At 62.5% G+C, this 24,272-nt stretch carries 37 protein-coding genes; 1 reads left to right on the forward strand and 36 read right to left on the reverse strand.

The window, feature by feature from the left end:
• Positions 1-32: 32 nt before the first annotated feature.
• Entirely contained in the window at positions 33-995 is a 963-nt protein-coding gene (locus RCO31_RS01760; RefSeq protein WP_308966468.1) for a hypothetical protein, read from the reverse strand.
• Between the two features lies 1 nt (position 996).
• Positions 997-2,430 carry an MBOAT family O-acyltransferase gene (locus RCO31_RS01765; protein ID WP_308966469.1) on the reverse strand — a complete coding sequence of 478 codons (1,434 nt, stop codon included), beginning with the start codon at positions 2,428-2,430 and terminating at the stop codon, positions 997-999.
• A gap of 79 nt (positions 2,431-2,509) precedes the next feature.
• Between RCO31_RS01765 and RCO31_RS01770 the strand changes: the two genes are divergently transcribed.
• Complete coding sequence (locus RCO31_RS01770; protein WP_308966470.1) at positions 2,510-3,565, forward strand: 2-oxoacid:ferredoxin oxidoreductase subunit beta; 1,056 nt, start codon at positions 2,510-2,512, stop codon at positions 3,563-3,565.
• 34 nt (positions 3,566-3,599) lie between these two features.
• On the opposite strand, the gene RCO31_RS01775 is transcribed toward RCO31_RS01770, so the two are convergent.
• The 34 genes from RCO31_RS01775 to rpsJ form a co-directional block, all read right to left on the reverse strand.
• On the reverse strand, positions 3,600-3,923 hold the full coding sequence (locus RCO31_RS01775) for a hypothetical protein (protein ID WP_308966471.1): 324 nt from the start codon (positions 3,921-3,923) through the stop codon (positions 3,600-3,602).
• Between the two features lie 40 nt (positions 3,924-3,963).
• The gene (locus RCO31_RS01780; RefSeq protein WP_308966472.1) at positions 3,964-5,196 is read right to left on the reverse strand and encodes an RluA family pseudouridine synthase; all 1,233 of its coding nucleotides are present in this window, start codon (positions 5,194-5,196) and stop codon (positions 3,964-3,966) included.
• Complete coding sequence (locus tag RCO31_RS01785; RefSeq protein WP_308966473.1) at positions 5,193-6,524, reverse strand: replication-associated recombination protein A; 1,332 nt, start codon at positions 6,522-6,524, stop codon at positions 5,193-5,195. Before RCO31_RS01785 ends, RCO31_RS01780 begins: the two co-directional genes overlap by 4 nt.
• Positions 6,521-7,921 carry a DegQ family serine endoprotease gene (locus RCO31_RS01790; RefSeq protein ID WP_374991407.1) on the reverse strand — a complete coding sequence of 467 codons (1,401 nt, stop codon included), beginning with the start codon at positions 7,919-7,921 and terminating at the stop codon, positions 6,521-6,523. The genes RCO31_RS01785 and RCO31_RS01790 overlap by 4 nt, the downstream gene beginning before the upstream one ends.
• A 104-nt stretch (positions 7,922-8,025) precedes the next feature.
• Complete coding sequence (locus RCO31_RS01795; RefSeq protein WP_308966474.1) at positions 8,026-8,325, reverse strand: DUF1330 domain-containing protein; 300 nt, start codon at positions 8,323-8,325, stop codon at positions 8,026-8,028.
• Positions 8,325-9,119, reverse strand: coding sequence for an SDR family NAD(P)-dependent oxidoreductase (locus tag RCO31_RS01800; protein WP_308966475.1), 795 nt, complete (start codon positions 9,117-9,119; stop codon positions 8,325-8,327). The genes RCO31_RS01795 and RCO31_RS01800 overlap by 1 nt, the downstream gene beginning before the upstream one ends.
• 140 nt (positions 9,120-9,259) lie before the next feature.
• On the reverse strand, positions 9,260-9,676 hold the full coding sequence (gene rplQ / locus RCO31_RS01805) for a 50S ribosomal protein L17 (protein ID WP_308966476.1): 417 nt from the start codon (positions 9,674-9,676) through the stop codon (positions 9,260-9,262).
• Between the two features lie 148 nt (positions 9,677-9,824).
• The gene (locus tag RCO31_RS01810) at positions 9,825-10,844 is read right to left on the reverse strand and encodes a DNA-directed RNA polymerase subunit alpha (protein WP_308966477.1); all 1,020 of its coding nucleotides are present in this window, start codon (positions 10,842-10,844) and stop codon (positions 9,825-9,827) included.
• A gap of 126 nt (positions 10,845-10,970) precedes the next feature.
• The gene (gene rpsK, locus RCO31_RS01815; RefSeq protein ID WP_308966478.1) at positions 10,971-11,363 is read right to left on the reverse strand and encodes a 30S ribosomal protein S11; all 393 of its coding nucleotides are present in this window, start codon (positions 11,361-11,363) and stop codon (positions 10,971-10,973) included.
• Between the two features lie 112 nt (positions 11,364-11,475).
• Positions 11,476-11,844, reverse strand: coding sequence for a 30S ribosomal protein S13 (gene rpsM / locus RCO31_RS01820; protein ID WP_308966480.1), 369 nt, complete (start codon positions 11,842-11,844; stop codon positions 11,476-11,478).
• A 161-nt stretch (positions 11,845-12,005) separates the two neighbouring features.
• Entirely contained in the window at positions 12,006-12,851 is an 846-nt protein-coding gene (locus RCO31_RS01825) for an adenylate kinase (protein WP_308966481.1), read from the reverse strand.
• Positions 12,848-14,179 (reverse strand): preprotein translocase subunit SecY, encoded by a 1,332-nt coding sequence (secY, locus tag RCO31_RS01830; RefSeq protein WP_308966482.1) that lies wholly within the window; start codon positions 14,177-14,179, stop codon positions 12,848-12,850. The genes RCO31_RS01825 and secY overlap by 4 nt, the downstream gene beginning before the upstream one ends.
• A 209-nt stretch (positions 14,180-14,388) precedes the next feature.
• Entirely contained in the window at positions 14,389-14,871 is a 483-nt protein-coding gene (gene rplO, locus RCO31_RS01835; protein WP_308966483.1) for a 50S ribosomal protein L15, read from the reverse strand.
• Between the two features lie 13 nt (positions 14,872-14,884).
• A complete protein-coding gene (rpmD, locus tag RCO31_RS01840; RefSeq protein WP_308966484.1) occupies positions 14,885-15,079 on the reverse strand; it encodes a 50S ribosomal protein L30 in 195 nt (64 codons plus the stop codon).
• A 25-nt stretch (positions 15,080-15,104) separates the two neighbouring features.
• The gene (rpsE, locus tag RCO31_RS01845; RefSeq protein WP_308966485.1) at positions 15,105-15,680 is read right to left on the reverse strand and encodes a 30S ribosomal protein S5; all 576 of its coding nucleotides are present in this window, start codon (positions 15,678-15,680) and stop codon (positions 15,105-15,107) included.
• Between the two features lie 117 nt (positions 15,681-15,797).
• Positions 15,798-16,160: a 50S ribosomal protein L18 gene (gene rplR / locus RCO31_RS01850; protein WP_308966486.1), complete on the reverse strand. Its 363-nt coding sequence runs from the start codon at positions 16,158-16,160 to the stop codon at positions 15,798-15,800.
• 6 nt (positions 16,161-16,166) lie between these two features.
• Entirely contained in the window at positions 16,167-16,349 is a 183-nt protein-coding gene (locus RCO31_RS01855) for a hypothetical protein (protein WP_308966487.1), read from the reverse strand.
• Positions 16,346-16,879, reverse strand: coding sequence for a 50S ribosomal protein L6 (gene rplF / locus RCO31_RS01860; RefSeq protein WP_308966488.1), 534 nt, complete (start codon positions 16,877-16,879; stop codon positions 16,346-16,348). Before rplF ends, RCO31_RS01855 begins: the two co-directional genes overlap by 4 nt.
• An 11-nt stretch (positions 16,880-16,890) precedes the next feature.
• A complete protein-coding gene (gene rpsH / locus RCO31_RS01865; RefSeq protein ID WP_308966489.1) occupies positions 16,891-17,289 on the reverse strand; it encodes a 30S ribosomal protein S8 in 399 nt (132 codons plus the stop codon).
• Positions 17,290-17,302: 13 nt separating this feature from the next.
• Positions 17,303-17,608, reverse strand: coding sequence for a 30S ribosomal protein S14 (rpsN, locus tag RCO31_RS01870; RefSeq protein ID WP_308966490.1), 306 nt, complete (start codon positions 17,606-17,608; stop codon positions 17,303-17,305).
• Between the two features lie 43 nt (positions 17,609-17,651).
• Positions 17,652-18,209, reverse strand: coding sequence for a 50S ribosomal protein L5 (gene rplE, locus RCO31_RS01875; protein ID WP_308966491.1), 558 nt, complete (start codon positions 18,207-18,209; stop codon positions 17,652-17,654).
• Positions 18,202-18,516, reverse strand: a complete 315-nt coding sequence (gene rplX, locus RCO31_RS01880; protein WP_308966492.1) for a 50S ribosomal protein L24 — start codon at positions 18,514-18,516, stop codon at positions 18,202-18,204. Before rplX ends, rplE begins: the two co-directional genes overlap by 8 nt.
• Entirely contained in the window at positions 18,516-18,884 is a 369-nt protein-coding gene (rplN, locus tag RCO31_RS01885) for a 50S ribosomal protein L14 (RefSeq protein WP_308966494.1), read from the reverse strand. The genes rplX and rplN overlap by 1 nt, the downstream gene beginning before the upstream one ends.
• A 48-nt stretch (positions 18,885-18,932) precedes the next feature.
• The gene (gene rpsQ / locus RCO31_RS01890; protein WP_308966495.1) at positions 18,933-19,181 is read right to left on the reverse strand and encodes a 30S ribosomal protein S17; all 249 of its coding nucleotides are present in this window, start codon (positions 19,179-19,181) and stop codon (positions 18,933-18,935) included.
• A 9-nt stretch (positions 19,182-19,190) separates the two neighbouring features.
• The gene (gene rpmC, locus RCO31_RS01895) at positions 19,191-19,406 is read right to left on the reverse strand and encodes a 50S ribosomal protein L29 (RefSeq protein WP_308966496.1); all 216 of its coding nucleotides are present in this window, start codon (positions 19,404-19,406) and stop codon (positions 19,191-19,193) included.
• 5 nt (positions 19,407-19,411) lie between these two features.
• Positions 19,412-19,825, reverse strand: coding sequence for a 50S ribosomal protein L16 (gene rplP / locus RCO31_RS01900; protein ID WP_308966497.1), 414 nt, complete (start codon positions 19,823-19,825; stop codon positions 19,412-19,414).
• A gap of 21 nt (positions 19,826-19,846) precedes the next feature.
• Positions 19,847-20,545 carry a 30S ribosomal protein S3 gene (rpsC, locus tag RCO31_RS01905; RefSeq protein ID WP_308966498.1) on the reverse strand — a complete coding sequence of 233 codons (699 nt, stop codon included), beginning with the start codon at positions 20,543-20,545 and terminating at the stop codon, positions 19,847-19,849.
• Positions 20,546-20,563: 18 nt separating this feature from the next.
• Positions 20,564-20,944, reverse strand: a complete 381-nt coding sequence (gene rplV / locus RCO31_RS01910; RefSeq protein WP_308966499.1) for a 50S ribosomal protein L22 — start codon at positions 20,942-20,944, stop codon at positions 20,564-20,566.
• A 57-nt stretch (positions 20,945-21,001) separates the two neighbouring features.
• Positions 21,002-21,280 (reverse strand): 30S ribosomal protein S19, encoded by a 279-nt coding sequence (rpsS, locus tag RCO31_RS01915; RefSeq protein WP_308966500.1) that lies wholly within the window; start codon positions 21,278-21,280, stop codon positions 21,002-21,004.
• Between the two features lie 14 nt (positions 21,281-21,294).
• Positions 21,295-22,131 carry a 50S ribosomal protein L2 gene (rplB, locus tag RCO31_RS01920; RefSeq protein ID WP_308966501.1) on the reverse strand — a complete coding sequence of 279 codons (837 nt, stop codon included), beginning with the start codon at positions 22,129-22,131 and terminating at the stop codon, positions 21,295-21,297.
• A gap of 15 nt (positions 22,132-22,146) precedes the next feature.
• Positions 22,147-22,443 (reverse strand): 50S ribosomal protein L23, encoded by a 297-nt coding sequence (locus tag RCO31_RS01925; RefSeq protein WP_034471692.1) that lies wholly within the window; start codon positions 22,441-22,443, stop codon positions 22,147-22,149.
• A complete protein-coding gene (rplD, locus tag RCO31_RS01930) occupies positions 22,440-23,060 on the reverse strand; it encodes a 50S ribosomal protein L4 (protein ID WP_308966502.1) in 621 nt (206 codons plus the stop codon). Before rplD ends, RCO31_RS01925 begins: the two co-directional genes overlap by 4 nt.
• Position 23,061: 1 nt before the next feature.
• Positions 23,062-23,793, reverse strand: coding sequence for a 50S ribosomal protein L3 (rplC, locus tag RCO31_RS01935; protein ID WP_308966503.1), 732 nt, complete (start codon positions 23,791-23,793; stop codon positions 23,062-23,064).
• A gap of 77 nt (positions 23,794-23,870) precedes the next feature.
• Entirely contained in the window at positions 23,871-24,179 is a 309-nt protein-coding gene (gene rpsJ / locus RCO31_RS01940; RefSeq protein ID WP_002712302.1) for a 30S ribosomal protein S10, read from the reverse strand.
• Between the last annotated feature and the right edge of the window lie 93 nt (positions 24,180-24,272).

A 24,272-nucleotide genomic window follows, 5' to 3' on the forward strand; every position in this document is an offset into this window, starting at 1 on the left:
GAAACGTGAGGCGCGTCCTCGGGCAAGCCGCCTTATTTTCCCGCGCAGGCTGAGACCGTCTTGCCGATATCGGCCAGAAGCGCCGCCGACCAGCGCTCCGCGCTTGCCGGCGTGAGGTGGCTGCCGTCGAACGACGTCAGCCCATCCAGCCGCGGAAGCGATACGCGAACGCCCAGTAGCCTGCCCATCTCGGTCACATAGGCGTCGGAATTCACCGATGCGCTCGGTGCGGCCGACAGCACGACGCAGGATCGCGAAACGCCGGTTGCAGCAAGAAAGCGTTCGGCGAAGGCCACATCTGCGGATGCCATCGCGGCCGTGTAGGTGATCGCCGCTTCTTGGCCGACCGCGGATTGCCGGGCGAAATCGAACCTCACCGGCCGCCACCAGCCGTCGCTTTTGGACCGATAGACGACCGGGTCCGTCGTCTCGCACAGCGAGGGCCGCAAACCGCACAGCCGGGACCCGACCTGAATGAATGCCTGCTTCTGCAGATACTCATAGAGCTCAGTGATGACGCGCCAGCGAAAATACTGCGTGACGCGGATGTGCGACGTGCTCCAGTCGCGAAAAAACGGGTCCGCAAGGATGACGATGGCCTTCGGCTTCAGCTCATACTCGCGGATCAGCGCCAACGGAAACGCCCCCGCTTCATTGTAGCCAAACCCGAGCAGATACGGTGCGATGCCGAGACTTGCGAAGAAATCGGACAGCTTGCGCGTCGACAGCGCGAATTGCGCGCGGCTCGTCCCGAAGAACAGGACCTCGCTCCGCTTCAGCGAAGCAACGGCTTCCGGCTCGAGATTGTAGTAGTAGGCGCCATGCTCGAAGTTGCCGAACTGCGGCGATGCGCAGTAGGCCAGGAAATACCCCGCCGGTGCCTGCGGATAGCATCCGATCGATGCCCACCAGCGATCGACGGCTCGATAGCCGAGGCCGACGATGCCGGCGGCGACGATGAACATCGCAAGGTACGCACGCAGGCTCGTTCGCATCTTAAAACCGGAAATACAGGAACACAGTTTCCCGCCCGAACGTGCCGGCAACGGCAATACCAAACAGGCAGCCGAGGGCGATCGCCCATACCGGCCGTGGTGTCCAGGAAATCCGGGCGCGCTCATCGATCCAGGGATGTGACATGATCTGCTGCGTATTGGGCGCGAACAGCGCAATCGCGCCGAGACCGACAATCCAGATCACCGGCAGAAGCGGATTGCCGCCCAGCGCGGCTGCAGGCTCCCCGAGTCCCAGCATTGCCTGCCAGATGGTGGTCGAGGCCGCCAACGTATCGGCACGAAAGGGCACCCAGGCGAAAGCCACGACGCCAAAGGTCAGAAGCCAGCCAAAACCGGCGGGAATGCCTAGCCCGGTCCGCGCCGCGATGCCTCGCCAAAGATGGTTCAGCGCCAGTCCTGCACCATGCAGAGCACCCCAGATCGCAAAATTCCAGCTTGCGCCATGCCAAAGCCCGCCAAGCACCATGGTGATGAACAAGTTGATATAGCGGCGCAGCGCGCCGCGTCGATTTCCGCCCAGCGGCACGTAAAGATAATCGCGCAGGAAACGCGAGAGCGTCATGTGCCAGCATCGCCAGAACTCGATCAGTGACTGCGCCTTGTAGGGCGAATTGAAGTTCAGCGGAAAGGTGATGCCGAAAAGCAGCGCCAGCCCGATCGCCATGTCGGAATAGCCGGAGAAGTCAAAATAGATTTGCAGCGTGTAGCAGAGCGTGCCGATCCAGGCGTCAGCAAAATCGATTGCCGCCCCCTTCTGTGCCGCGCCGAACACCGCGTCGGCGAACGGCGCAACGCTGTCGGCCAGCATCACCTTCTTGAACATGCCGATCGCGAGCCAGCCTGTCCCAAGCGCGATGCGGTCGGGCTGGGGACGAAAGACCTTCGGATGATCGAACTGCGGCACCGTCTCCTTGTGATGCAGGATCGGACCGGCGATCAGATGCGGGAAGAAGGTGACGAACAGGCCGTACTTGGCGAATTCGTACTCGCGCGCCTCCCTGCGGTAGACATCGACCAGAAAGGCAATCTGCGTGAACGTGTAGAAGGAGATGCCGATCGGCAGCGGGATGTGCGGATCGGGCACAGCAAGGCCGGTGATCGCATTGAACGTGCTGGCCAGCAGGCCTGCATATTTGAAGAAGCCCAGAAGCAGCAGATTTCCAGCAACGCCCGCGATCAACAGGTTGCGGCTTTTCGCAGTCGCGAGATACCGGCCTACGGTAAAATTGAAGGTTATGGACGCCAGAATCAGCGGCAGTTGCAGTGCGGGATTGTCGAAGCCGTAAAAGACGAGCGAAACAAACCCGAGCCACAGGATCGCCAGCCGATACCATCCAAATTGACCGAGGAGGAAGAAACCGATCAGGGAGACAGGCAGGAAGCCGAAGATGAATTGCGGTGAGTTGAAAAGCATACCTGCAGCCCTGGAAACGCGGCGGACTATAACGGCGAAAGGCTGGTCAAGTAAGTGAAAACATGGGTATATTTCGCCCATGACCTATTTGACGAAGCCGAAATTCCACCACCCGTCCCTGCCGACCAACAAACTCGGCTTTACCCGCCGCGACTACGAGGCCTCCACCTCGACGCTCTGCGCGGGCTGCGGACACGATTCGATCTCGGCCGCCATCATCGAAGCCTGCTTCGAGCTGGCGATCGAACCCCATCGTGTGGCCAAGATTTCCGGTATCGGCTGCTCGTCAAAGACGCCGGACTACTTCCTCGGGCAGAGCCACGGCTTCAACTCGGTGCACGGGCGAATGCCGTCGGTCCTGACGGGAGCAAATCTCGCCAACCGGGACCTGATCTATCTCGGGGTGTCCGGCGATGGCGACAGCGCATCGATCGGCTTCGGCCAGTTCGGCCACGCGATGCGGCGCGGCGTCAACATGACCTATATCGTCGAAAACAATGGCGTGTATGGCCTGACCAAGGGGCAGTTCTCGGCGACGGCCGACCGGGGCTCGAAGTCGAAGAAGGGTGTCCTCAACAGCGACTCCTCGATCGACCTCGTTGCGATCGCGTTGCAGCTCGGTGCGACCTTCGTCGCGCGTTCCTTCTCCGGCGACAAGACGCAGCTCGTGCCGCTGATCAAGGCCGCGATCCAGCACCGCGGCGCCGCGTTCATCGACGTGATCTCGCCTTGTATCGCCTTCAACAATCACGCCGGCTCGACCAAAAGCTTCGACTACGTGCGTGAGCACAATGAAGCCGTCAATGCTCTCGACATCATGATCGGGCGTGCAGCGATCACCGTCGACTACGAGCCGGGCAACGTCGTTACGGTGCAGCAGCATGACGGCTCGTCGATCAATCTGCGCAAGCTGAACAACGACTATGATCCGACGGATCGGCTCGCCGCACAGAATTTCCTGCAGCGCCACGCCGCCAAGGGCGAAGTGGTCACAGGCCTCCTCTACATCGAGCCGGATCCCGACGATCTGCACGCAAGCTTCGGCACGGTCGAAACGCCGCTCAATCAGCTCAACGCAAAGGAGCTGTGCCCGGGCCAAAGCGCACTGGAAAAGCTGAACGCCAGCCTGCGCTAGCGCACCTCAGTTCTTCGCCACGAATTGGTTCGCCTTACCTGTTCGCGCACGCGCGGGTATAGGCGGCGCGAGCGTTCGGGCGGAGCCCCATCGCGGCACCCTGGTGGATGCATCCGCGCACGCGATCGCTGTAAGACGTCGGCCGCGGTACGGCCGCCCTCGGCGAAGGTGGGATTTCGTTCAGTTGCGGAACCCGCGGCACTTCGATTCGTGGTGGCGGTGGAGGTGGTGGAGGCGGCGGCAGTATCTTTGGCGGCGGTGACCTGAGGTCCTGCGCCAGCGCTGCAGGTATCACGCTCCCGTGAATGACCAGCAGGCTCACGACGATCGACAGCAGACAGGCGGCGATTGTCCTCATGACAAAGATATCGTCATCGCAACCGCGCCGGGCAAGCCCCCTACTCTTCCGGCGCGTCCTCGATCGGATCGAACCGCGAGGTATCGAGTCCCAGCAGGTTCCAGGACTGCTGCATGTGAGGCGGCAGCGGCGCCGACGCATCGATGAGCCCGCCGCGCGGATGGGGAATGACGATCCGCCGCGCCAGCAGATGCAGCCGGTTCTGGATGCCGCCAGGCAACTCCCAGTTCTCGATGTCAAAATACTTCGGATCACCGACGATCGGATGCTCGATATGCTCCATGTGCGCGCGCAGTTGATGCGTGCGTCCGGTCACCGGCTTCAACGACACCCAGGCGAGTTTCTGCGCCGCCGTTTCCACCACCGCGTAGTACGTCACCGCGTGGCTTGCGCCCTCGTCGCCGTGCTCGGCGATCCGCATGAATGAATCATCCTCGCGTTCCTCCTTGGCAAGGAAGGTGGAGATCCGGCCTTGTTTCGGTTTCGGCACGCCGGCGACCAACGCCCAGTAGATCTTGCGTGCTGAACGCGAGCGGAATGCGCCGGTCAGCATCGACGCGGCAAAGCGTGTCTTGGCGACGAGCAGGCAGCCGGACGTCTCCTTGTCGAGTCGGTGCACGAGGCGCGGCTTCTGCCCCTTCGCGTCGCGCATCACCTCCAGCATCCTATCGACATGATGTGTCGTACCCGAACCGCCCTGCACCGCAAGCCCGGCCGGCTTGTTCAGCACCAGCACATCGTCGTCCTCGAACAGCGTCATCTCTTGGAGTGCAGCAAGCGTCTTTTGCTCCGCCTCACTCAGGCCCGACGACTTCTTCGGCGCCTCCAGATGCAGCGGCGGAATGCGCACCGCCTGCCCGGCCTTCAACCGGTCCTTGCTGTCGGCGCGCTTGCCGTCGAGGCGCAGCTCGCCTTTCCGTACTATGCGCTGGATGTGCGAGTAACTGAGCCCCGGAAACCGCGCCTCGAGAAACCGGTCAACGCGCATGTTGGCTTCGTCCGCGGTCACCGTGACCGTCTGCACTTTGGTCGGCAGCGGCTTTGCATCAGGCGCCTTTCTTCGCGGCTCCTCGGCAGGTGCCGAAGATCGCAACCGCTGCGGGGCCGCAGGCGTCGAACGAACCGAAGCCTTGCCGCCGGCTCGATCGCCGAAAGTGGATTTGCCTTTGCTCCTGTCGCCCCGCACCTTGTCCACAAAGGGACGTGCGCCGCGCGGCCGGTCGCCTGGTCGCCGCGATCCTTTTGCAAGCGGCTTCTTGTCTCTGCGGCTCATGTCTTCTTTCCACTGCGCAACTTGGCCCAATAGTCCAGCCGCTTCCTGATTTCTCGTTCGAACCCACGCTCGGGCGGATCGTAGAATGTCTGCCGTTCGAGCTGATCGGGGAAATAATTCTGTCCGGAAAAGCCTTCGGCCGTATCGTGATCATATTCGTAGCCCGCACCGTAACCCTCATCCTGCATCAGCCGGGTCGGCGAGTTCAGGATATGCTTCGGCGGCAATAGCGAGCCGTGTTCTTTGGCCACCCGCTTGGCTGCGCCAAAGGCGGTGTAGGCCGCATTCGATTTCGGCGCGGTGGCGACGTAGATCACGGCTTGCGCGATTGCCAGCTCACCCTCCGGCGAGCCCAGGAAGTCGTAGGCGTCTTTCGCCGCATTGGCGACGATAAGCGCTTGCGGATCGGCAAGTCCAATGTCCTCGATCGCCATGCGCACGATCCGCCGCGCGAGATAGAGCGGATCTTCGCCGGCATCAAGCATCCGGGCGAGATAGTACAGGGCCGCATCCGGATCGGAGCCGCGGACCGACTTATGCAGCGCCGATATCAGGTTGTAGTGGCCATCGGCCGACTTGTCGTAGATCGGCGCCCTTCGTTGCAGCACATCCTGCAACTCGTCGGCATTGAAGACCTCGCCTTCGCGCGCCGCCCGCCAGACCTCCTCAACGAGTGTCAGTGCGGCGCGACCGTCGCCGTCGGCCATGCGCACCAGCGAGGCGCGAGCGTCGGCGTCAAGCGGCAGCTTGCGACCCTCCACCTCCTCCGCCCGCGCAAACAGCTTTTCGATGGCTTCCGCATCGAGCGACTGAAACACCAGCACCCGCGCGCGCGACAGGAGCGCCGCATTCAGCTCGAACGATGGATTCTCAGTGGTCGCGCCGACGAGCACGACGGTGCCGTCTTCCATCACCGGCAGAAACGAATCCTGCTGGGCACGATTGAACCGGTGCACCTCATCGACGAACAGCAGCGTGCCCCTGCCGACCTCGCGGCGGGCGCGCGCAGCATCGAACACCTTCTTCAGATCGGCGACGCCAGAAAACACCGCGGAAATCTGCTCGAATTCCAGCTCAGTGGCGTCCGCGAGCAGCCGCGCCACTGTGGTCTTGCCGGTCCCCGGCGGTCCCCAGAAGATCAGCGACCCGAGCGTGCGGGTCTCGAGCATGCGCGTCAACGCGCCATCGGGCCCGAGAATGCGATCCTGCCCTACGACGTCGGCAAGCGAGCGCGGCCGCAGCTTATCGGCAAGCGGGCGCGGTGCGTCCTGTTCAAGACCTGCGGCCGTGAACAGCGACGGGCCTTCGCGCGGGCGTTTGGCGCTCATCCGCCGAGCGTGACGGAAATCTGCTGCCCGTCACGCAGAACCGTGATCCGCCAGAGCCGAGCGGGCTCACGTGTCACCCGATCAAGATCGGCGGTCTTGGCAATCTTCTGGTTGTTGACGTTCAGGATCACATCACCCTTCCGAAAGCCGACGCCCTGGGCGGGTCCATCGTCACCGACGTCGACGATCACGACACCTTCAATGTTCGAATCGAGCCGCAACTCGTCCGCAACCGCCGGCGAGATGTTGGAGACTTTCGCGCCCTGAAACGGCGAGCGTGACTTGATGACGATCTCGTTGCGGCCGGTATCGGGGGGAGTTTCGAGTGCGATCGTAAGGCGCTGAGGCTTGCCGGCGCGAACGATATCGATATGCGCAGTGCCGCCAAGCGGCCGCGTGGCGAAACGATAGTCGAAAGCATTGGGATCGTCGACCACCTGCCCGTCGATGCCGGTGATGAGATCACTCAGACGAAGGCCGGCGCGCGCGGCGGGACTGCCTTGCGCGACATTCGCCACCAGCGCGCCAGACGGTCGCGTCAGTCCGAGCGAATCGGCGATTTCCGACGTGACGGCCTGCAGCCGCGCACCGAGCCATGGCCGGCGGACGGCGTTGCCGCCGCTCTTTGCGGAGGCGACGACGACGCGCACCATATTGGTCGGAATCGCAAAGCCGATACCTTGCGAACCGCCCGAGCGCGAGAAGATCGCGGTATTGATGCCAATCAGCTTGCCGGAGAGATCGACCAGCGCGCCACCCGAATTGCCGGGATTGATCGCAGCGTCGGTCTGAATGAAGAACTGGTAGTCGGTGATGCCGACCTGGGTGCGAGCAAGCGCGGAGACGATACCGTGCGTCACCGTTTGGCCGACGCCGAACGGGTTGCCGATTGCGAGCACCACGTCGCCGACCAGCAGTTCGTCGGAGTTGGACAGCTCGAGTGCGGGGAACTGTTCACGCGCCGCTTTCAACCTCAGCACGGCGAGATCGGTGCGGCTGTCCTTCAGCACGATTTCTGCCTCGAACTCGCGCTTGTCGGCGAGCGAAACCTTCACCTGATCGGCGCCCTCAATGACATGGTTGTTGGTGACGACCAGGCCGGAGGGATCGACAATTACGCCAGAGCCGAGCGAGCGTTGCATCTGCTCCGGCGACTGGTTGCCAGGAATGCCGAAGAAGCGTCGGAAGATCGGATCGTCGAGCAGCGGATTGCGGTTCTGCACCATCTTCGCGGCGTAGACGTTGACGACCGCAGGCGTCGTCCGTTGCACGATCGGCGCGAATGAGAGCTTCAGTTCAGTCGGCGATGCCGGAACCCGTCGATCCTGGGCCAGGGCGGGAAAGGCGACTGAAATGAGCGCCATCGCTGCAAGCAGCAGCCGCGATGCGTGGGGCATTGAGGACGTCTCCCGACAAGACCTGGGGCGAAGCAGCCATTTCCCTAGATATAATCGCCGCAGGCCTTCATTTGAAGGCAAAACGAGCCAATGGCCGGCGCGAATCAATCACTGGGCGGCACACCTTCGACAAAGATCAGGCGGCGATCCAGGGCGGCCCCTCGAACCTTCAGGGCCTCTGCGTAATCGGCCGATGCGTACCATTCGCGCGCCTGAGCAATGGAGGGAAATTCGACGACGATCAGGGTCTTTGGCGGCGGCCCTCCCTCCACCGTCTCTGCGGCGCCGCCCCGAACCAGGTAGCGCCCGCCATGCGCCACGATCGAGTCCGCCGCAAGTCGCCGATAGCGTTCGAAAGCAACGGTGTCGCGTGCCTCAACCTCGGAAATGACGTAGGCGGTCATCAGGCTATCGTTCTCACGACGCCGCCATCGACACGCAGCGCCGCGCCATTCGTGGCAGAGGCTTCCTTCGAGCAGACGTAGACGACCATGTTGGCGACCTCCTCGACGGTCGCAAAGCGCTGGATCAATGACGTCGGCCGGTGCTGCTTGATGAACGAAGCGGCCGCGGTCTCGGCGTTCTGACCCGATTGCTTTGCGAGGGCCGCGACGAACTCCTCGACGCCTTCCGACAGCGTCGGCCCCGGCAGCACTGCGTTGACCGTCACGCCGGTGCCCGCCGTCAGCTCAGCAAGCCCGCGCGATACGCCGAGCTGTGCCGTCTTGCTGACGCCGTAGTGGATCATCTCGGGTGGGATATGCAGCGCCGATTCCGAGGAGATGAAAACAATGCGTCCCCAGTTCCGCTGCAGCATATCCTTCAGATAGGCGCGCGACAGTCGCACACCGGACAGAACGTTCACGTCGAAAAATCTTCGCCACTCCTCGTCGGAAATATCGAAGAAATCCTTGGGCTCGAAAATCCCGGCGTTGTTGACCAGGATATCCACCTCGGGCATCGCCGCCAGAAGCTGCTCGTGGCCTTTGGCTGTCGAGACGTCGGCGGCAATTCCTGCGGCTTTCGCCTTCGGCACCGCCTTCGTGATCGCGGTTCGCGCCTTGTCGACATTGGCCTGCGTGCGGCCGTTGACAACGACTTCGGCGCCGCACTCGGCCAATCCCTTTGCAATGGCAAAGCCGATGCCACTGGTCGAACCGGTCACCAGCGCCGTCTTGCCGGAAAGATCGATATTCATGAGATACGAGCCCTGTCTGTTGCTCGCCTGATATCAGCGCCGGTCGTCCGCCTCGCAACACGTCGCACGCAGACGTGAGGGACGCACAAAAAAGGGCGGCCTGTGCGCCGCCCTTTTCAGATCTGCTCGGGTTCGCGAAATTATGCCGCTTCCGCCGCCTTCTCCTGCTCCGGACCAGAATCCTGGCCCTTGGCATCCTCGTCGCGGTCGACGAATTCGATCACCGCCATGGGAGCGTTGTCGCCATAGCGGAAGCCGGCCTTGATGATGCGGGTGTAGCCACCCTGACGGTCCTTGTAGCGAACCGCGAGCACGTCGAAGAGCTTCCTGACCATTGCGGGATCACGCAGCTCGCCGATTGCCTGGCGGCGCAGGCTCAGCCCGCCGCGCTTGCCGAGGGTCACCAGCTTCTCGACGATCGGGCGAAGCTCCTTCGCCTTCGGCAGCGTGGTGACGATCTGCTCATGCTTGATCAGCGCCGCCGACATGTTGGCGAACATCGCACGCCGGTGCTCGGCGGTGCGATTGAGTTTGCGGTGTACCTTGCCGTGACGCATGGTCTTGTCTCTCTTTTCTCTCGTCGCGACGGTACGCCGGACGTGCTGCTCAGGTGGGCTGCCTGCGTTCGCCCAGATAAATGGCCGGCATAGGCTAGCGAAGCCGTTCTTCGAACGGCTATGCCCGGCCATGACGATGATCTTTCGATCAGTAGTGGTCCTCGAACCGCTTGGCCAGCTCGTCGATGTTCTCCGGCGGCCAACCGGGCACTTCCATGCCGAGATGCAGGCCCATTTGCGCCAGCACCTCCTTGATCTCGTTCAACGACTTGCGGCCGAAGTTCGGGGTGCGCAGCATTTCCGCTTCCGACTTCTGCACGAGGTCACCGATGTAGACGATGTTGTCGTTCTTCAGGCAGTTTGCCGAACGGACCGACAGCTCCAGCTCGTCCACCTTCTTGAGGAAAGCCGGATTGAACGCGAGATCGGGGATGACCTCCTGCGCGACTTCCTTGCGGGGCTCTTCGAAGTTGACGAACACGTTGAGCTGATCCTGCAGGATGCGCGCTGCATAAGCGAGCGCGTCCTCGGGCGTCACCGCGCCGTTGGTCTCGACCGTCAGCGTCAGCTTGTCGAAATCGAGGATCTGGCCTTCGCGCGTATTCTCAACCTTGTAGGACACCTTCTTCACCGGCGAGAACAGGCTGTCGACCGGGATCAGACCGATCGGCGCATCCTCGGGACGGTTGCGCTCGGCGGCGACATAGCCCTTGCCGGTGTTGACCGTGAACTCCATGCGGATTTCCGCGCCCTCGTCGAGGGTGCAGAGCTGCAGCTCCGGGTTCAGAACCGTGATATCGCCCACGGTCTGAATGTCACCGGCGGTGACGGCTCCGGGGCCGGACTTCTTGACGACCATCCGCTTCGGGCCTTCGCCCTGCATCTTGATCGAGATGTCCTTGATGTTCAGCACGATGTCGGTCACGTCCTCGCGCACACCGGCGATCGAGGAGAATTCGTGCAGCACACCGTCGATGTGCACCGATTGCACCGCGGCGCCCTGAAGCGACGACAGCAGGATGCGGCGAAGCGCATTGCCGAGCGTCTGGCCGAAGCCACGCTCGAGCGGCTCGGCGACCATCGTCGCAATACGCGTCGGATCACTGCCGGCAGTCACCTGCAGCTTGTTCGGACGGATCAGTTCTTGCCAGTTCTTCTGGATCGTCACTCTCTTCACCCATCACGTTGGAGACTGCGGACCAGCCCGCTCAACACATAGCCGTTCGAAGAACGGCGTCGCTTCACTCACCTACGTGGAAATCGCGGGCCACACACGTCGACCCGCGAGGAAAAATCAGACGCGCCTGCGCTTGCGCGGACGGCAACCATTGTGCGGGATCGGCGTCACGTCGCGGATCGACGTCACCGTGAAGCCCGCTGCCTGCAATGCACGAAGCGCCGACTCGCGTCCTGAACCCGGGCCTGCGACCTCGACCTCGAGGGTACGCATGCCGTGCTCCTGCGCCTTCTTCGACACGTCCTCAGCGGCAACCTGTGCCGCATACGGCGTCGACTTGCGCGAACCCTTGAAGCCCATCGTACCGGCCGACGACCAGGCGATGGTGTTGCCCTGCGCGTCGGTGATGGTGATCGTCGTGTTGTTGAACGACGAGTTCACATGCGCGACGCCGGAAGCGATGTTCTTGCGTTCACGGCGCCGAACGCGCGCGACAGCCTCTTTACCCATTGCAAACCTTTCTTACGATCTCGACACCGCCGTAATGCCAGCGGCTCCACCTGATAAGCGTACAGCGAGCAGAAGGACCCTACTCGCCATTCGCCACTCACTATTCGCTTGATTACTTCTTCTTGCCGGCAATCGCCTTCGCCGGACCTTTACGCGTGCGCGCATTCGTGTGCGTACGCTGGCCGCGAACCGGCAGGCCGCGCCGATGGCGCAGACCGCGATAGCAGCCAAGATCCATCAGACGCTTGATGTTGATACCGACCTCGCGGCGCAGGTCGCCCTCGACCATGTAGTCGCGGTCGATCACTTCGCGGATCTGCAACACTTCCTGGTCGCTCAACTGCGACACGCGGCGATCGACCGGAATGTTGACCTTCTCGATGATCTCGGCCGCGTTCTTCTGGCCGATGCCATGAATGTATTGGAGCGCGATCAGCACGCGCTTGTTGGTCGGAATGTTGACGCCGGCAATACGAGCCACGGCTTATTCTCCTGTTGCCGGTCCTGTTCGGTTCGGCTGTTCGTCTTGAGCTTCAATCATCGTCGGGCCACAAACGCGAATACGACGCCCGTCCCCGCAGGTCTTTCGGGGCCCGGCATCGTCTGAAGCTCTCCGACTGGATGTCCGGGTTATTAAGGTATTCAACGGCGTTTCGTCAACCGATTCCGCCGTTTAGCGGCCGTCTTCTTGGCCTTTTTGGTGACTTTCTTTGCGGCTTTTTTGGCCTTTGCCGCAGTCCGGGTTCCCGCCCTCGATTTGGCCTTGGATTTCGCCCTCAGGGCGGGCCTTTTGGCCGTGGCGGCCTTCTTGCCCTTCTTGCCGGCAGATTTGGCCTTCGCTGGCGATTTCACCGCTGGGGCCGTTTTTCGGGCCGCATTGGCTGCCTTTTTTGGCTTCGGCTGGACTTGGGCCTCCAGAATCCGGCTGATCTGGGCGGTCACCTCGTCGATCGAGGCCATGCCATCCACGGTCGCCAGCGCCCGCTTGTCACCATAATAGTGCACCAGCGGCTCGGTCTGCGCGCGGTAGGCCTCAAGGCGCTTGCCCAGCGCCTGCGCATTGTCGTCCGCCCGGACGGCCTCGCCGCGTGCCTGCATTTCGGCGATACGGGTTTCCACCCGCTGGAGCAGAACAGCCTCGTTGACGCGCAATTCGATTACCGAATCAAGCCTGAGGCCCTTTTCCTTGAGAAGACGATCGAGCGCTTCGGCCTGCGGCACCGTGCGCGGAAAGCCATCGAGGATGAAGCCGTTCCTGGCGTCCTCCTGATCGAGGCGGTCGGAGATGATTCCAATAACGATATCGTCGCTGACCAGGCCGCCATTCGCCATGACGTCTTTGGCCTTGAGGCCGATCGGCGTCTCGGCCGCGACCGCGGCGCGCAGCATGTCGCCTGTCGAAAGCTGAACGATGCCGTATTTCTGAACGAGACGCTGTGCCTGGGTTCCCTTGCCTGCCCCCGGTGGCCCGAGAAGGATCAGCCTCATCTGCGACGGCCTTTCAGTTTCGAACGCTTGATCAGACCCTCATACTGGTGCGCCAGCAGATAGCCTTGCACCTGCGCCACCGTGTCCATCGTCACGCTGACGACGATCAACAGCGACGTGCCGCCGAAGTAGAACGGCACCGATGCGTAGGAAATCAGAATTTCCGGAATGAGACAAACGACCGAAAGATACGCGGCGCCGAGGACAGTAATGCGCGACAGCACGTAGTCGATGTATTCGGCCGTGCGCTCGCCGGGGCGAATGCCCGGAATGAAGCCGCCGTGCTTCTTCAGGTTGTCGGCCGTCTCGGTCGGATTGAAAACGATCGCCGTGTAGAAGAACGCGAAGAAGATGATCAACGAGATATAGAGAATGAGGAACAGCGGCCGGCCGTGGCCCAACTGAGTCACGAGCCACTGGAACCATTCCGGGCCCTTGCCGGCATTGAAGCTCGCGATCGTCGTCGGCAGCAACAGCAGCGACGATGCGAAGATCGGCGGGATCACGCCAGAGGTATTGAGCTTGAGTGGCAGGTGCGAGGACTGCCCCTCGAACATCTTGTTGCCCACCTGACGCTTCGGATACTGGATCAACAGGCGGCGTTGCGCACGCTCCATGAACACGATGAAGGCGATCACGGCCACCGCCATGACGATGACCAGGAGGATCAGTCCGGTCGACAGCGCGCCCTGACGGCCGAGCTCGAGGGTTCCGGCAATCGCCGACGGAAGCTCCGCGACGATGCCTGCCATGATGATCAGCGAAATACCGTTGCCGATGCCGCGCGCGGTGATCTGCTCGCCGAGCCACATCAGGAACATCGTGCCGCCGGTCAGCGTGATCACGGTGGAGATTCGGAAGAACCAGCCGGGATCGGCAACCACGTTGCCGGCGCCTTCGAGACCGATGGCGATGCCATAGGCCTGGAAAACCGACAGGATCACCGTCAGGTAGCGCGTGTACTGGTTGAGCGTCTTGCGCCCGGCCTCGCCTTCCTTTTTCAGGGCTTCGAGCTGGGGCGAAACGGTCGTCAAAAGCTGAATGATGATCGATGCCGAGATGTACGGCATGATGTTCAGCGCGAAGATCGCCATGCGGTTGATACCGCCGCCGGCGAACATGTTGAACATGCCGAGGATGCCGCCCGCCTGGGAGCGGAACACCTGGTCCCAGATGTTGGGGTCGATGCCGGGAAGCGGGATGTAGGTGCCGAGTCGGTAGACGAGGAGCGCGCCGAGCGTGAACCAGATTCGCTTCTTCAGCTCATCCGCCTTCGCGAAGGAGGAGAAGTTGATATTCGCCGCTAACTGTTCCGCTGCCGAGACCATCTTCGGACTTCTCCCGCGCCTCTTTCACCGTCGCCCGAGAAGGACCGTCCGGTAGCCACCGCGCCCAATATGATATGGGCCTGCCGCAAAATCCACGGGCTGATCCCACAGCCTAGGGGCTGCGGCCGCAAATGACAGCAAAGTGACCAATGCCGGCTGGCGCGTATCCCCTGTCGCAAAACCCGCTTTCCAACCTCGCGCGATACGCGCTAGGCCGCCTCTTCTTCCTTCTTCGGCGCCAGAATCTTCACCGAACCGCCGGCCTTTTCGACCGCCGCGATCGCCGACTTCGACGCGCCATGCACCTCGAACGACACCTTGGACTTGATTTCTCCGCGGCCCAGCAACCGCACACCATCGCGTGCACGGCGCAGCGCGCCGGCCTTCACCAGCACCTCGGCGTTGACCACGCCCTTGGCGTCGAGCTTGCCGGAATCGATGGCGTCCTGGACACGATCGAGATTGATCTCAACCAGATCCAGCGCAAAGATATTGTTGAATCCGCGCTTCGGCAGCCGGCGGTGCAGCGGCATCTGGCCGCCTTCAAAGCCCTTGATGCGCACGCCCGAACGCGCGGTCTGGCCCTTGCCGCCGCGGCCGGCCTGCTTGCCCTTGCCGGAGCCGATGCCGCGGCCGACGCGCATACGCTTCTTGCGCGAGCCGGGGTTGTCGGCGAGATCGGTGAGTTTCATCGTTCGCTCTTCCTTACTTCCCGTCCACGACACGGACGAGGTGTCTGACCTTGTCGATCATGCCGCGAATCTCAGGCGTGTCCTGAAGTTCAGCGACCCGGCCGATCTTGTTGAGCTTGAGGCCGACCAGCGTCTCGCGCTGCGAGTGATGGCGGCGGATCGCGCTGCCGACCTGCTCGACCTTGATGGTTTTCGTGGCCTTGGCCATGGCTCTCTACTCCTGACGGCGCCGCTTAGTCGGCAGCCGCTTCAGCGTCGCCACCAACGCGGCGCGACTGCAAAGTGGACACCTTGATGTTCCGGCGTGCCGCAACCGAACGCGGCGAATCCTGATGCTTCAGCGCATCGAACGTCGCCCGCACCATGTTGTAGGGGTTCGACGAGCCGAGCGACTTCGCCACGACGTCCTGCATCCCGAGCGTCTCGAACACGGCGCGCATCGGGCCGCCGGCGATAATGCCGGTGCCTGGAGGTGCGGCGCGCAGGAACACCTTGCCCGCGCCGTGACGGCCGGCGACGTCATGATGCAACGTCCGGCCTTCGCGCAAGGGAACGCGCGTCAGGTTGCGCTTCGCCGAGTCGGTCGCCTTGCGGATGGCCTCCGGCACTTCGCGCGCCTTGCCGTGGCCGAAGCCGACACGGCCTTTCTGGTCGCCGACAACGACGAGTGCTGCGAAGCCGAAACGGCGTCCGCCCTTCACAACTTTGGCGACACGGTTGATATGGACGAGCTTGTCAACGAATTCGCTGTCGCGCTCTTCCCGATCCCTGCTCCGTTCGCGTCCGCCGCGTTCGCGTTCACCTGCCATGGTGTTGTTCCGATCTGTTCACGAGAGCCGCTGCCCTCGAACCCTTCATCATCTTTATCTATGGGATGCGATCCGACCGAAAAACGTTAGCCGCTTTTCGAAAAACCGCCGCCGCCGTTAGAAACTCAGTCCGCCTTCGCGCGCCGCATCGGCGAGCGCCTTGACGCGTCCATGGTAGAGATACTGGCCGCGGTCGAAGACCACTTCCTTCACCCCGCCCTTCACTGCACGTTCGGCCACGAGCTTGCCGACCGCCGCCGCAGCCTCGATGTTCGCGCCGGTCTTACCGGACTCGCGCAACGCCTTTTCCATCGACGAGGCGGCAGCGAGCGTCTCGCCCTTCGCGTCGTCGATGACCTGCGCGTAGATGTGCTTCGACGAGCGGAACACCGACAGGCGCAGACGACCGCCCGCGGCTCGCTTGATCGAGTTCCGTACACGAACTTTGCGCCGCGCGTTCGTGATCTTCATCTTCGACATTACCAGTTACCTCTTCTTGACTGGCTTCACCACGGTGAGCTTGCGCATCAGCTTGCGCACATTCACCGGACCCAGCTCGCGGGCGACGTGGATGTCGCTGACCGTCATGGTCCGCAACAGCGATCCGTCCTCGCGACGGACGAGCAGTTCGCCCGGCAGCAACAACTCGAACAACGTAGCCGTCGTCATTTCTTCTTGCCTTCCTTGCGGAAGATGAACTCGTCGGCGTACTTCACACCCTTGCCCTTGTAGGGCTCCGGCGGACGGTAGTCGCGGATCTCGGCTGCGACCTGGCCGACCCGCTGGATGTCGGTGCCGACGACGAGGATCTCGGTCGGCTTCGGCGTCGTGATGGCGATCCCTTCCGGGATCGGATAGTTCACATCGTGGCTGTAGCCGAGCGAGAGCTGCAGGTTCTTGCCCTGCACTGCCGCGCGATAGCCGACGCCGGTGATCTCGAGCTTCTTCTCGAAACCCTTGGTCACACCCTCGACCAGGTTGGCGATCGACGCGCGCGAGGTGCCGTACAGCGAGCGTGAGCGCTTGGTCTCGAAGCGCGGATCGACGGTGATCTCGCCCTTGTCGAACTTCACCGCGACGTCATCGTGAACCACGAATTGAAGCTGGCCCTTCGGCCCCTTCACCTTCACGGTCTGCCCTTCGACGTTGGCAGTAACGCCGGTCGGGATGGTAATCGGTCTTTTGCCTACACGGGACATGGCGCGTTCCTTTAGAACACCGTGAAGAGAACTTCGCCGCCCACATTCGCTTCGCGAGCGTCGTGGTCAGCCATGATTCCCTTCGGCGTCGACAGCACCGAGATGCCGAGGCCGTTGTTTACGCGCGGCAGGTTCTTTGCCGACACGTAGACCCGCCGGCCCGGCTTCGAAACCCGGTCGATCTCGCGGATTACCGGCTCGCCGTCGGAATACTTCAGTTCGATCTCGATCTCGCTGCGTCCGCCGGCATGCTCTACGGTGGCGTAACCGCGGATGTAGCCTTCCGACTTCAGCACTTCGAGGACGTTGGCGCGCATGCGCGAGCCGGGCGTCGAGATCTTGGACTTGTTACGCATCTGCGCATTGCGGATGCGGGTGATCAGATCGCTGATGGGATCGTGTGTGCTCATGCTCGATCCTCCCTCACCAGCTCGACTTCACGAGGCCCGGAACAAGCCCCTTCGAGCCCAGTTCGCGCATCGCGATACGGCTGAGCTTGGTCTTACGATAGACCGAGCGCGGACGTCCCGTCAGCTCGCAACGGTTGCGGATACGGGTCGGCGACGAATTGCGCGGCAAGGCCGCGAGCTTGAGCGTCGCCGCGAACCGCTCTTCCATCGGCTTCTTCTTGTCGGCGATGATCGCCTTCAGCCTGGCGCGTTTGGCCTGGGCCAGCTTGGCCATCTTCTGCCGCCGGTTGTTCTTCTCGATCGAACTCTTCTTCGCCATGCGTCTCTCCAGAGGTTCCGCGTTTGAAAGCGTCAGTCAGCTTTCACTGCCGGAACGGGAAATTGAATGCGGTCAGCAGCGCCCGCGCCTGCTCGTCGTCAGACGCCGTCGTGCAGACCGTGATGTCCATGCCCCAGGTCTCGCCCGACTTCTCGAAGTCGATCTCCGGGAACACGATGTGCTCTTTCAGGCCGAGCGAATAGTTGCCGCGACCGTCGAAGCTCTTCGGATTGAGGCCGCGGAAATCGCGGACGCGCGGCAGCGCGATGTTCACCAGACGGTCGATGAACTCGTACATACGCGCCTTGCGCAGCGTGACCTTGCAGCCGATCGCCTGTCCCTCGCGCAGCTTGAAGGTGGCGATCGCCTTGCGCGAATGGGTCACGATCGCTTTCTGGCCGGCGATCAGCGCAAGATCGGCGGAGGCGAGCTCGACCTTCTTGCGGTCATTGACGGCTTCGCCGACGCCCATGTTGAGCACGACCTTTTCCAGGGTCGGCACCTGCATGGGGTTCTCGTAACCGAACTGCTCGGTGAGCTTGGTCCGGATTTCCTTGTCGAACTGCGTGCGCAGCCGCGGAATATATGCGGTCTCAGCCATCGATCTCGGCTCCTGAGCGCTTGGCGACGCGCACCTTGGTGCCGTCCGCCTGAATCTTGAAGCCGACGCGGGTCGGCTTGCCGTCCTTGCCAACGTAAGCGAGGTTCGACAGGTGGATCGGCGCCTCTTTCGAGATGATGCCGCCCTCCTGCTGGGCCGTCTGCTTCTGGTGGCGCTTGACCATGTTGATGCCGCGAACGAGCGCGCGGTTCTCCGTGGGGCGCACTTCAAACACTTCACCCGTGCGGCCCTTCTCACGGCCGCTCAGCACCATCACCCTGTCGCCCTTCCGGATCTTGGCAGCCATCACAGCACCTCCGGCGCAAGCGAAATGATCTTCATGTGGTTCTTGGCGCGCAACTCGCGCGGCACCGGCCCGAAGATGCGGGTGCCGACCGGCTCCGCCTGATTGTTGATCAGCACGGCCGCATTGCGGTCGAAGCGGATGACGGAGCCGTCGGCGCGGCGAATGTCCTTCGCCACACGAACGATGACGGCTTTCATCACGTCGCCCTTCTTCACGCGCCCGCGCGGAATCGCTTCCTTGACCGACACGACAATCACATCACCGACGCTGGCGTATTTACGCTTCGAGCCGCCCAGCACCTTGATGCACATGACACGGCGCGCGCCGGAATTATCGGCCACGTCGAGGTTGGTCTGCATCTGAATCATTGATGCACCTCGTCCTCTTTCATCTAAGCCTTGAAGCGCAAAATGCGCTCAGGCGGTTGTCTTCTTCTCGCCCTGGGTCACGACCCAGCGCTTGAGCTTCGAAATCGGCTTGCTTTCCTGGATCCACACCACGTCGCCCGGCGCGTACTCGTTGTTCTCGTCGTGCGCGTGAAAGTTCTTCGAACGGCGGATCGTCTTCTTGTAGATCGGGTGCGTGAATCGGCGATCGACGCGCACCACGACCGTCTTGTTCTGCTTGTCGCTGACCACGACGCCTTGAAGAGTTCGCTTCGGCATCTGAACCCCTTAAGCCTTCTTGCTGTCGGCCTGGCGCTTCTGCCGGGCGATTGTCTTGATTCGTGCGATGTCACGACGCGCCTCGCGCATGCGCGAAGTATTCTCGAGCTGACCCGTTGCGCGCTGGAAGCGGAGGTTGAAACGCTCCTTCTTCAGCTTCAGGATCTCGTCATCCATCTGGTCGGCGGTCATCCGCCGGATATCCTCGACCTTCAATTCGGCCATCTCACTCACTCCGCGATACGCGCGACGAAGCGCGTCTTGATCGGAAGCTTGGCGGCGGCCAGATCCAGCGCCTCACGCGCGGTCTGGTTCGTCACGCCGTCGATCTCGAACAGGATGCGGCCCGGCTTGACACGCGCGACCCACAATTCCGGGGTGCCCTTGCCCGAGCCCATCCGCACTTCGGCGGGCTTCTTCGATACCGGCACGTCCGGGAACACGCGGATCCAGACGCGTCCGGCGCGCTTCATGTGGCGCGTCAGTGCGCGGCGGGCTGCCTCGATCTGGCGCGCTGTGACACGATCCGGCTCCATCGCCTTCAACCCGAACTGACCGAACGACAGCGTCGCGCCCGAAGAGGCGACGCCGTGAATCCGGCCCTTGTGGGCCTTGCGGAATTTGGTGCGCTTGGGTTGCAGCATGGTTGTTAAGCCTTCAATTCCTTATGCCGCGTCGCGACGCGGACGACCGCTATCGCCTTCGGCCATGCGCTTGTCCTGCGCCATCGGATCATGCTCGAGAATCTCGCCCTTGAAGATCCACACCTTGACGCCGCAGGTGCCGAAGGTCGTAAACGCCGTCGCAACGCCGTAGTCGACGTCGGCGCGAAGCGTATGCAGCGGCACGCGGCCTTCGCGATACCACTCCATGCGAGCGATTTCGGCGCCGCCGAGACGGCCCGAGCAGTTGATCCGGATGCCTTCGGCGCCGAGACGCATCGCCGACTGCACCGCCCGCTTCATCGCCCGGCGGAACGCCACGCGGCGCTCGAGCTGCTGGGCGATCGATTCGGCGACCAGCGTCGCGTCGAGTTCCGGCTTGCGGATCTCGACGATGTTGATGACCACATCGGACGCAGTGATGTCGGCCACCCGCTTGCGCAGCTTGTCGATGTCGGCGCCCTTCTTGCCGATCACGACACCGGGACGCGCCGAGTGGATCGTCACGCGACACTTCTTGTGCGGCCGCTCGATCACGATGCGGGCGACAGCAGCCTGCTTCAGCTCCTTCATCAGGATCTTGCGGATTTCCACGTCCTCATGCAGCAGCTTGCCGTACTCGCTCTTGCCGGCGAACCAGCGCGAATCCCAGGTCCGGTTGATGCCGAGACGCAGCCCGATCGGATTGATCTTCTGACCCATCGTTCTCTCCCGCGCCCGTTATGCGCTCGCCTCGACCTGACGAACGACGATCGTCAGGTTCGAGAATGGCTTCAAGATTCCGCCCGCACGGCCACGGCCACGGGCATGAAAACGCTTCATGACGATCGCCTTGCCGACGAAGGCCTCGGCGACGACCAGATCGTCGACATCGAGGTCATGGTTGTTCTCGGCATTGGCGATCGCCGACTCCAGGCACTTCTTCACGTCGACCGCGACCCGCTTGCGCGAGAACTGCAGGTCGGCGAGCGCAGACGACACCTTCTTGCCGCGGATCAGCCCGGCGACGAGATTCAGCTTCTGCGGGCTGATGCGCAGCATCTTGGCAATGGCCTTCGCCTCGTTGTCGGCAAGGGCTCTCGCTCGTTTCTCTTTGCTCATAGCCTCAATCCTCAAGCCTGCTTGTTTCTTCAGGCTCACAAAACTCAATAGCCGGCGTCACGCCTTCTTGGCCTTCTTGTCGCCGGAGTGACCGTGGAAGGTCCTGGTCGGCGAGAACTCGCCGAACTTGTGACCGACCATTTCCTCGTTCACCGAAACCGGCACATGCTTCTGGCCGTTGTAGACGCCGAAGGTCAGACCGACGAACTGCGGTAAGATCGTCGAGCGCCGACTCCAGATCTTGATCACGTCATGCCGGCCCGACGCGCGCGCGGCGTCCGCCTTCTTCAAAATCGAGGCCTCGACAAACGGGCCCTTCCATACCGAGCGAACCATGGCGTCGCTATCCCTTACTTCTTCTTCCGCTTGTGGCGGCTGAGCAGAATGAATTTCGTGGTCGACTTGTTGACGCGAGTCTTCTTGCCCTTGGTCGGCTTGCCCCACGGGGTCACCGGATGGCGTCCGCCTGAGGTGCGTCCCTCGCCGCCGCCGTGCGGGTGGTCGATCGGGTTCATCGCGACGCCGCGGTTATGCGGCTTCTTGCCGAGCCAGCGATTGCGGCCGGCCTTGCCGATCGAGATGTTCATGTGATCGGGGTTCGACACCGCGCCGATAGTGCCGGTGCAGCGGCCGTGTACCAGACGCTGCTCGCCGGAGTTCAGGCGGAGGATGACGTACTCCTGATCACGACCGACGATCTGCGCGTAGGTACCGGCCGATCGCGCAAGCTGACCGCCCTTACCGATCTTCAGTTCGACGTTGTGGACAATGGTGCCGACCGGCATGTTGCCGAGCGGCATCGCATTGCCCGGCTTCACGTCGGCGTGGCTGCCGGCAATCACGGTGTCGCCGACGGCCAGGCGCTGCGGCGCAAGGATATAGGCGAGCTCGCCGTCCTTGTACTTGATCAGCGCGATGAACGACGTGCGGTTCGGATCGTATTCGATCCGCTCGACGGTCGCCGGCACGTCGCGTTTTGCGCGCTTGAAGTCGATCGTGCGGTACGACTGCTTATGGCCGCCGCCGCGGAACCGCACAGTGATGCGACCGGTGGCGTTGCGGCCACCGCTCTGGTTCAAGCCCTCGGTCAGAGCCTTGACAGGCTTGCCCTTGTAAAGGGCCGATCGATCCACGAGCACGAGCTGGCGCGTGCCAGGCGTCTTCGGGTTGTAAGTTCTCAGTGCCATCTGACTAATCCGCCCTTACAGCCCGGTCGTCACGTCGATCCGGTGACCTTCTTCGAGGGTCACGATCGCACGCTTCGAATCTTGCTGCATGCCGAAGCGGCCACGGAAGACCTTCATCTTGCCGGGACGGTTCAGCGTGTTCACGCTCTTCACCTTCACGTCGAAGAGCTTCTCGACCGCTTCCTTGATCTGCGGCTTGGTCGCGGTGCGCGCGACCTTGAACACAACCTTGTTGTGCTCGGAGGCAACCGTCGCCTTTTCGGTGATCACCGGCGCGACGATGATGTCGTAGTAACGCGGGTCGATGCTCATTTGAAACGCGCCTCCAGCGCTTCGACCGCAGCCTTGGTCAGCACGAGCTTCTGACGGCGCACGATATCGTAGACGTTGATGCCCTGCACCGGCAGCACATCGACGTTCGGGATGTTGCGCGCGGCATTGGCGAAACCGGTGTCGACCTGGGCGCCATCGATGATCAACGCATTGGTCAGGCCGAGGCCCGAGAACTGTGCGGCAAGTGCCTTCGTCTTGGCGCCGGCGAGCTGCGCACTGTCGAGCACGATCAGGCCGCCATCCTTCGCGCGCGCCGACAAGGCGTGCTTGAGCGCAAGGGCACGGACTTTCTTCGGCAGGTCGGTCGCATGGCTGCGCACGACCGGACCGAATGCACGACCACCGCCGCGGAACTGCGGCACGCGTGCCGAGCCGTGACGAGCGCCGCCGGTGCCCTTCTGCCGGTACATCTTCTTGCCCGTGCGCCAGATCTCCGCACGACCCTTGGTCTTGTGCGTGCCGGCCTGTCGCTTGTTGAGCTGCCACTGGATGCAGCGCTGGATGATGTCCTTGCGCGGCTCCAGACCGAAGATCGCGTCCGGCAGCTGCACCGAACCCGACTCCTTGCCTTCAAGGGTTGTGACTTTCAGTTCCATGTCACGCCCCCTCCTTCTCGTTCTCGGCCGGCGCTTCGGCAGCCGCCGCTTCGCCACCGGCGACGCGGAATTTGCCGGGCTTCGGCGCTTCCTTCGGCAGCGGCTTCTTCACCGCATCGCGCACCATGATCCAGCCACCCTTGGAGCCGGGCACCGCGCCCTCAACGAGCACGAGGCCGCGTTCCACGTCGGTCTGCACGACCCGAAGATTGAGCGTGGTGATGCGATCGACGCCCATATGACCGGGCATCTTCTTGTTCTTGAACGTTTTGCCGGGATCCTGGCGGCCACCGGTCGAACCGATCGAACGGTGCGATACCGAGACGCCGTGCGTCGCGCGCAAGCCGCCGAAGTTCCAGCGCTTCATGCCGCCGGCAAAACCCTTACCGATCGAAGTGCCGGTCACATCGACGAACTGGCCCGCGACGAAATGGTCGGCGGTGATCTCGGCGCCCACGGGAAGGATCGCGTCCTCGCTCACGCGAAACTCCGCCACCTCGCGCTTGGGTTCGACCTTGGCGACGGCGAACTGGCCGCGCTCCGCCTTCGGCATATACACAGCGCGGCGCGAGCCCGAACCGAGCTGCAGCGCGACGTAGCCGTTCTTGTCCTTCGTGCGGTGGGCCAGGACCTGGCAATTGCTCAACTTCAACACAGTCACAGGGATATGCTCGCCGGCGTCCGTGAACACCCGCGTCATTCCCACCTTCTGTGCGATCACACCGGAACGCATCTTCGTGCTTCCTGTCCGTTCTGTCCCAAAGGACGTGATTACCTTTAATCAGTTGCGCGCGGCAGCAAGGCCGTGCGCTAGAGCTTGATCTCGACGTCGACGCCCGCGGCGAGGTCGAGCTTCATGAGCGCGTCCACGGTCTGCGGCGTCGGATCGACGATGTCGAGCAGACGCTTGTGCGTGCGCATCTCGAACTGTTCGCGGCTCTTCTTGTCGACGTGCGGCGAACGGTTAACGGTGAACTTCTCGATGCGCGTCGGCAACGGGATGGGTCCACGCACCTGCGCGCCAGTCCGTTTCGCCGTGTTCACGATCTCACGGGTCGACGTATCGAGGATACGATGGTCGAACGCCTTGAGACGGATGCGGATATTCTGGCCGTTCATTGCCGTTGTCTCTTTCTCAGATCGTCACCACTTGGTCGCGGACATCGCGAGTGGCGAATTGCGAACAGCGAATGGAATTCACACCACCCGCTA

It is taken from the genome of Bradyrhizobium sp. LHD-71, from assembly GCF_031157255.1.
Taxonomy (GTDB): Bacteria; Pseudomonadota; Alphaproteobacteria; order Rhizobiales; family Xanthobacteraceae; genus P52-10.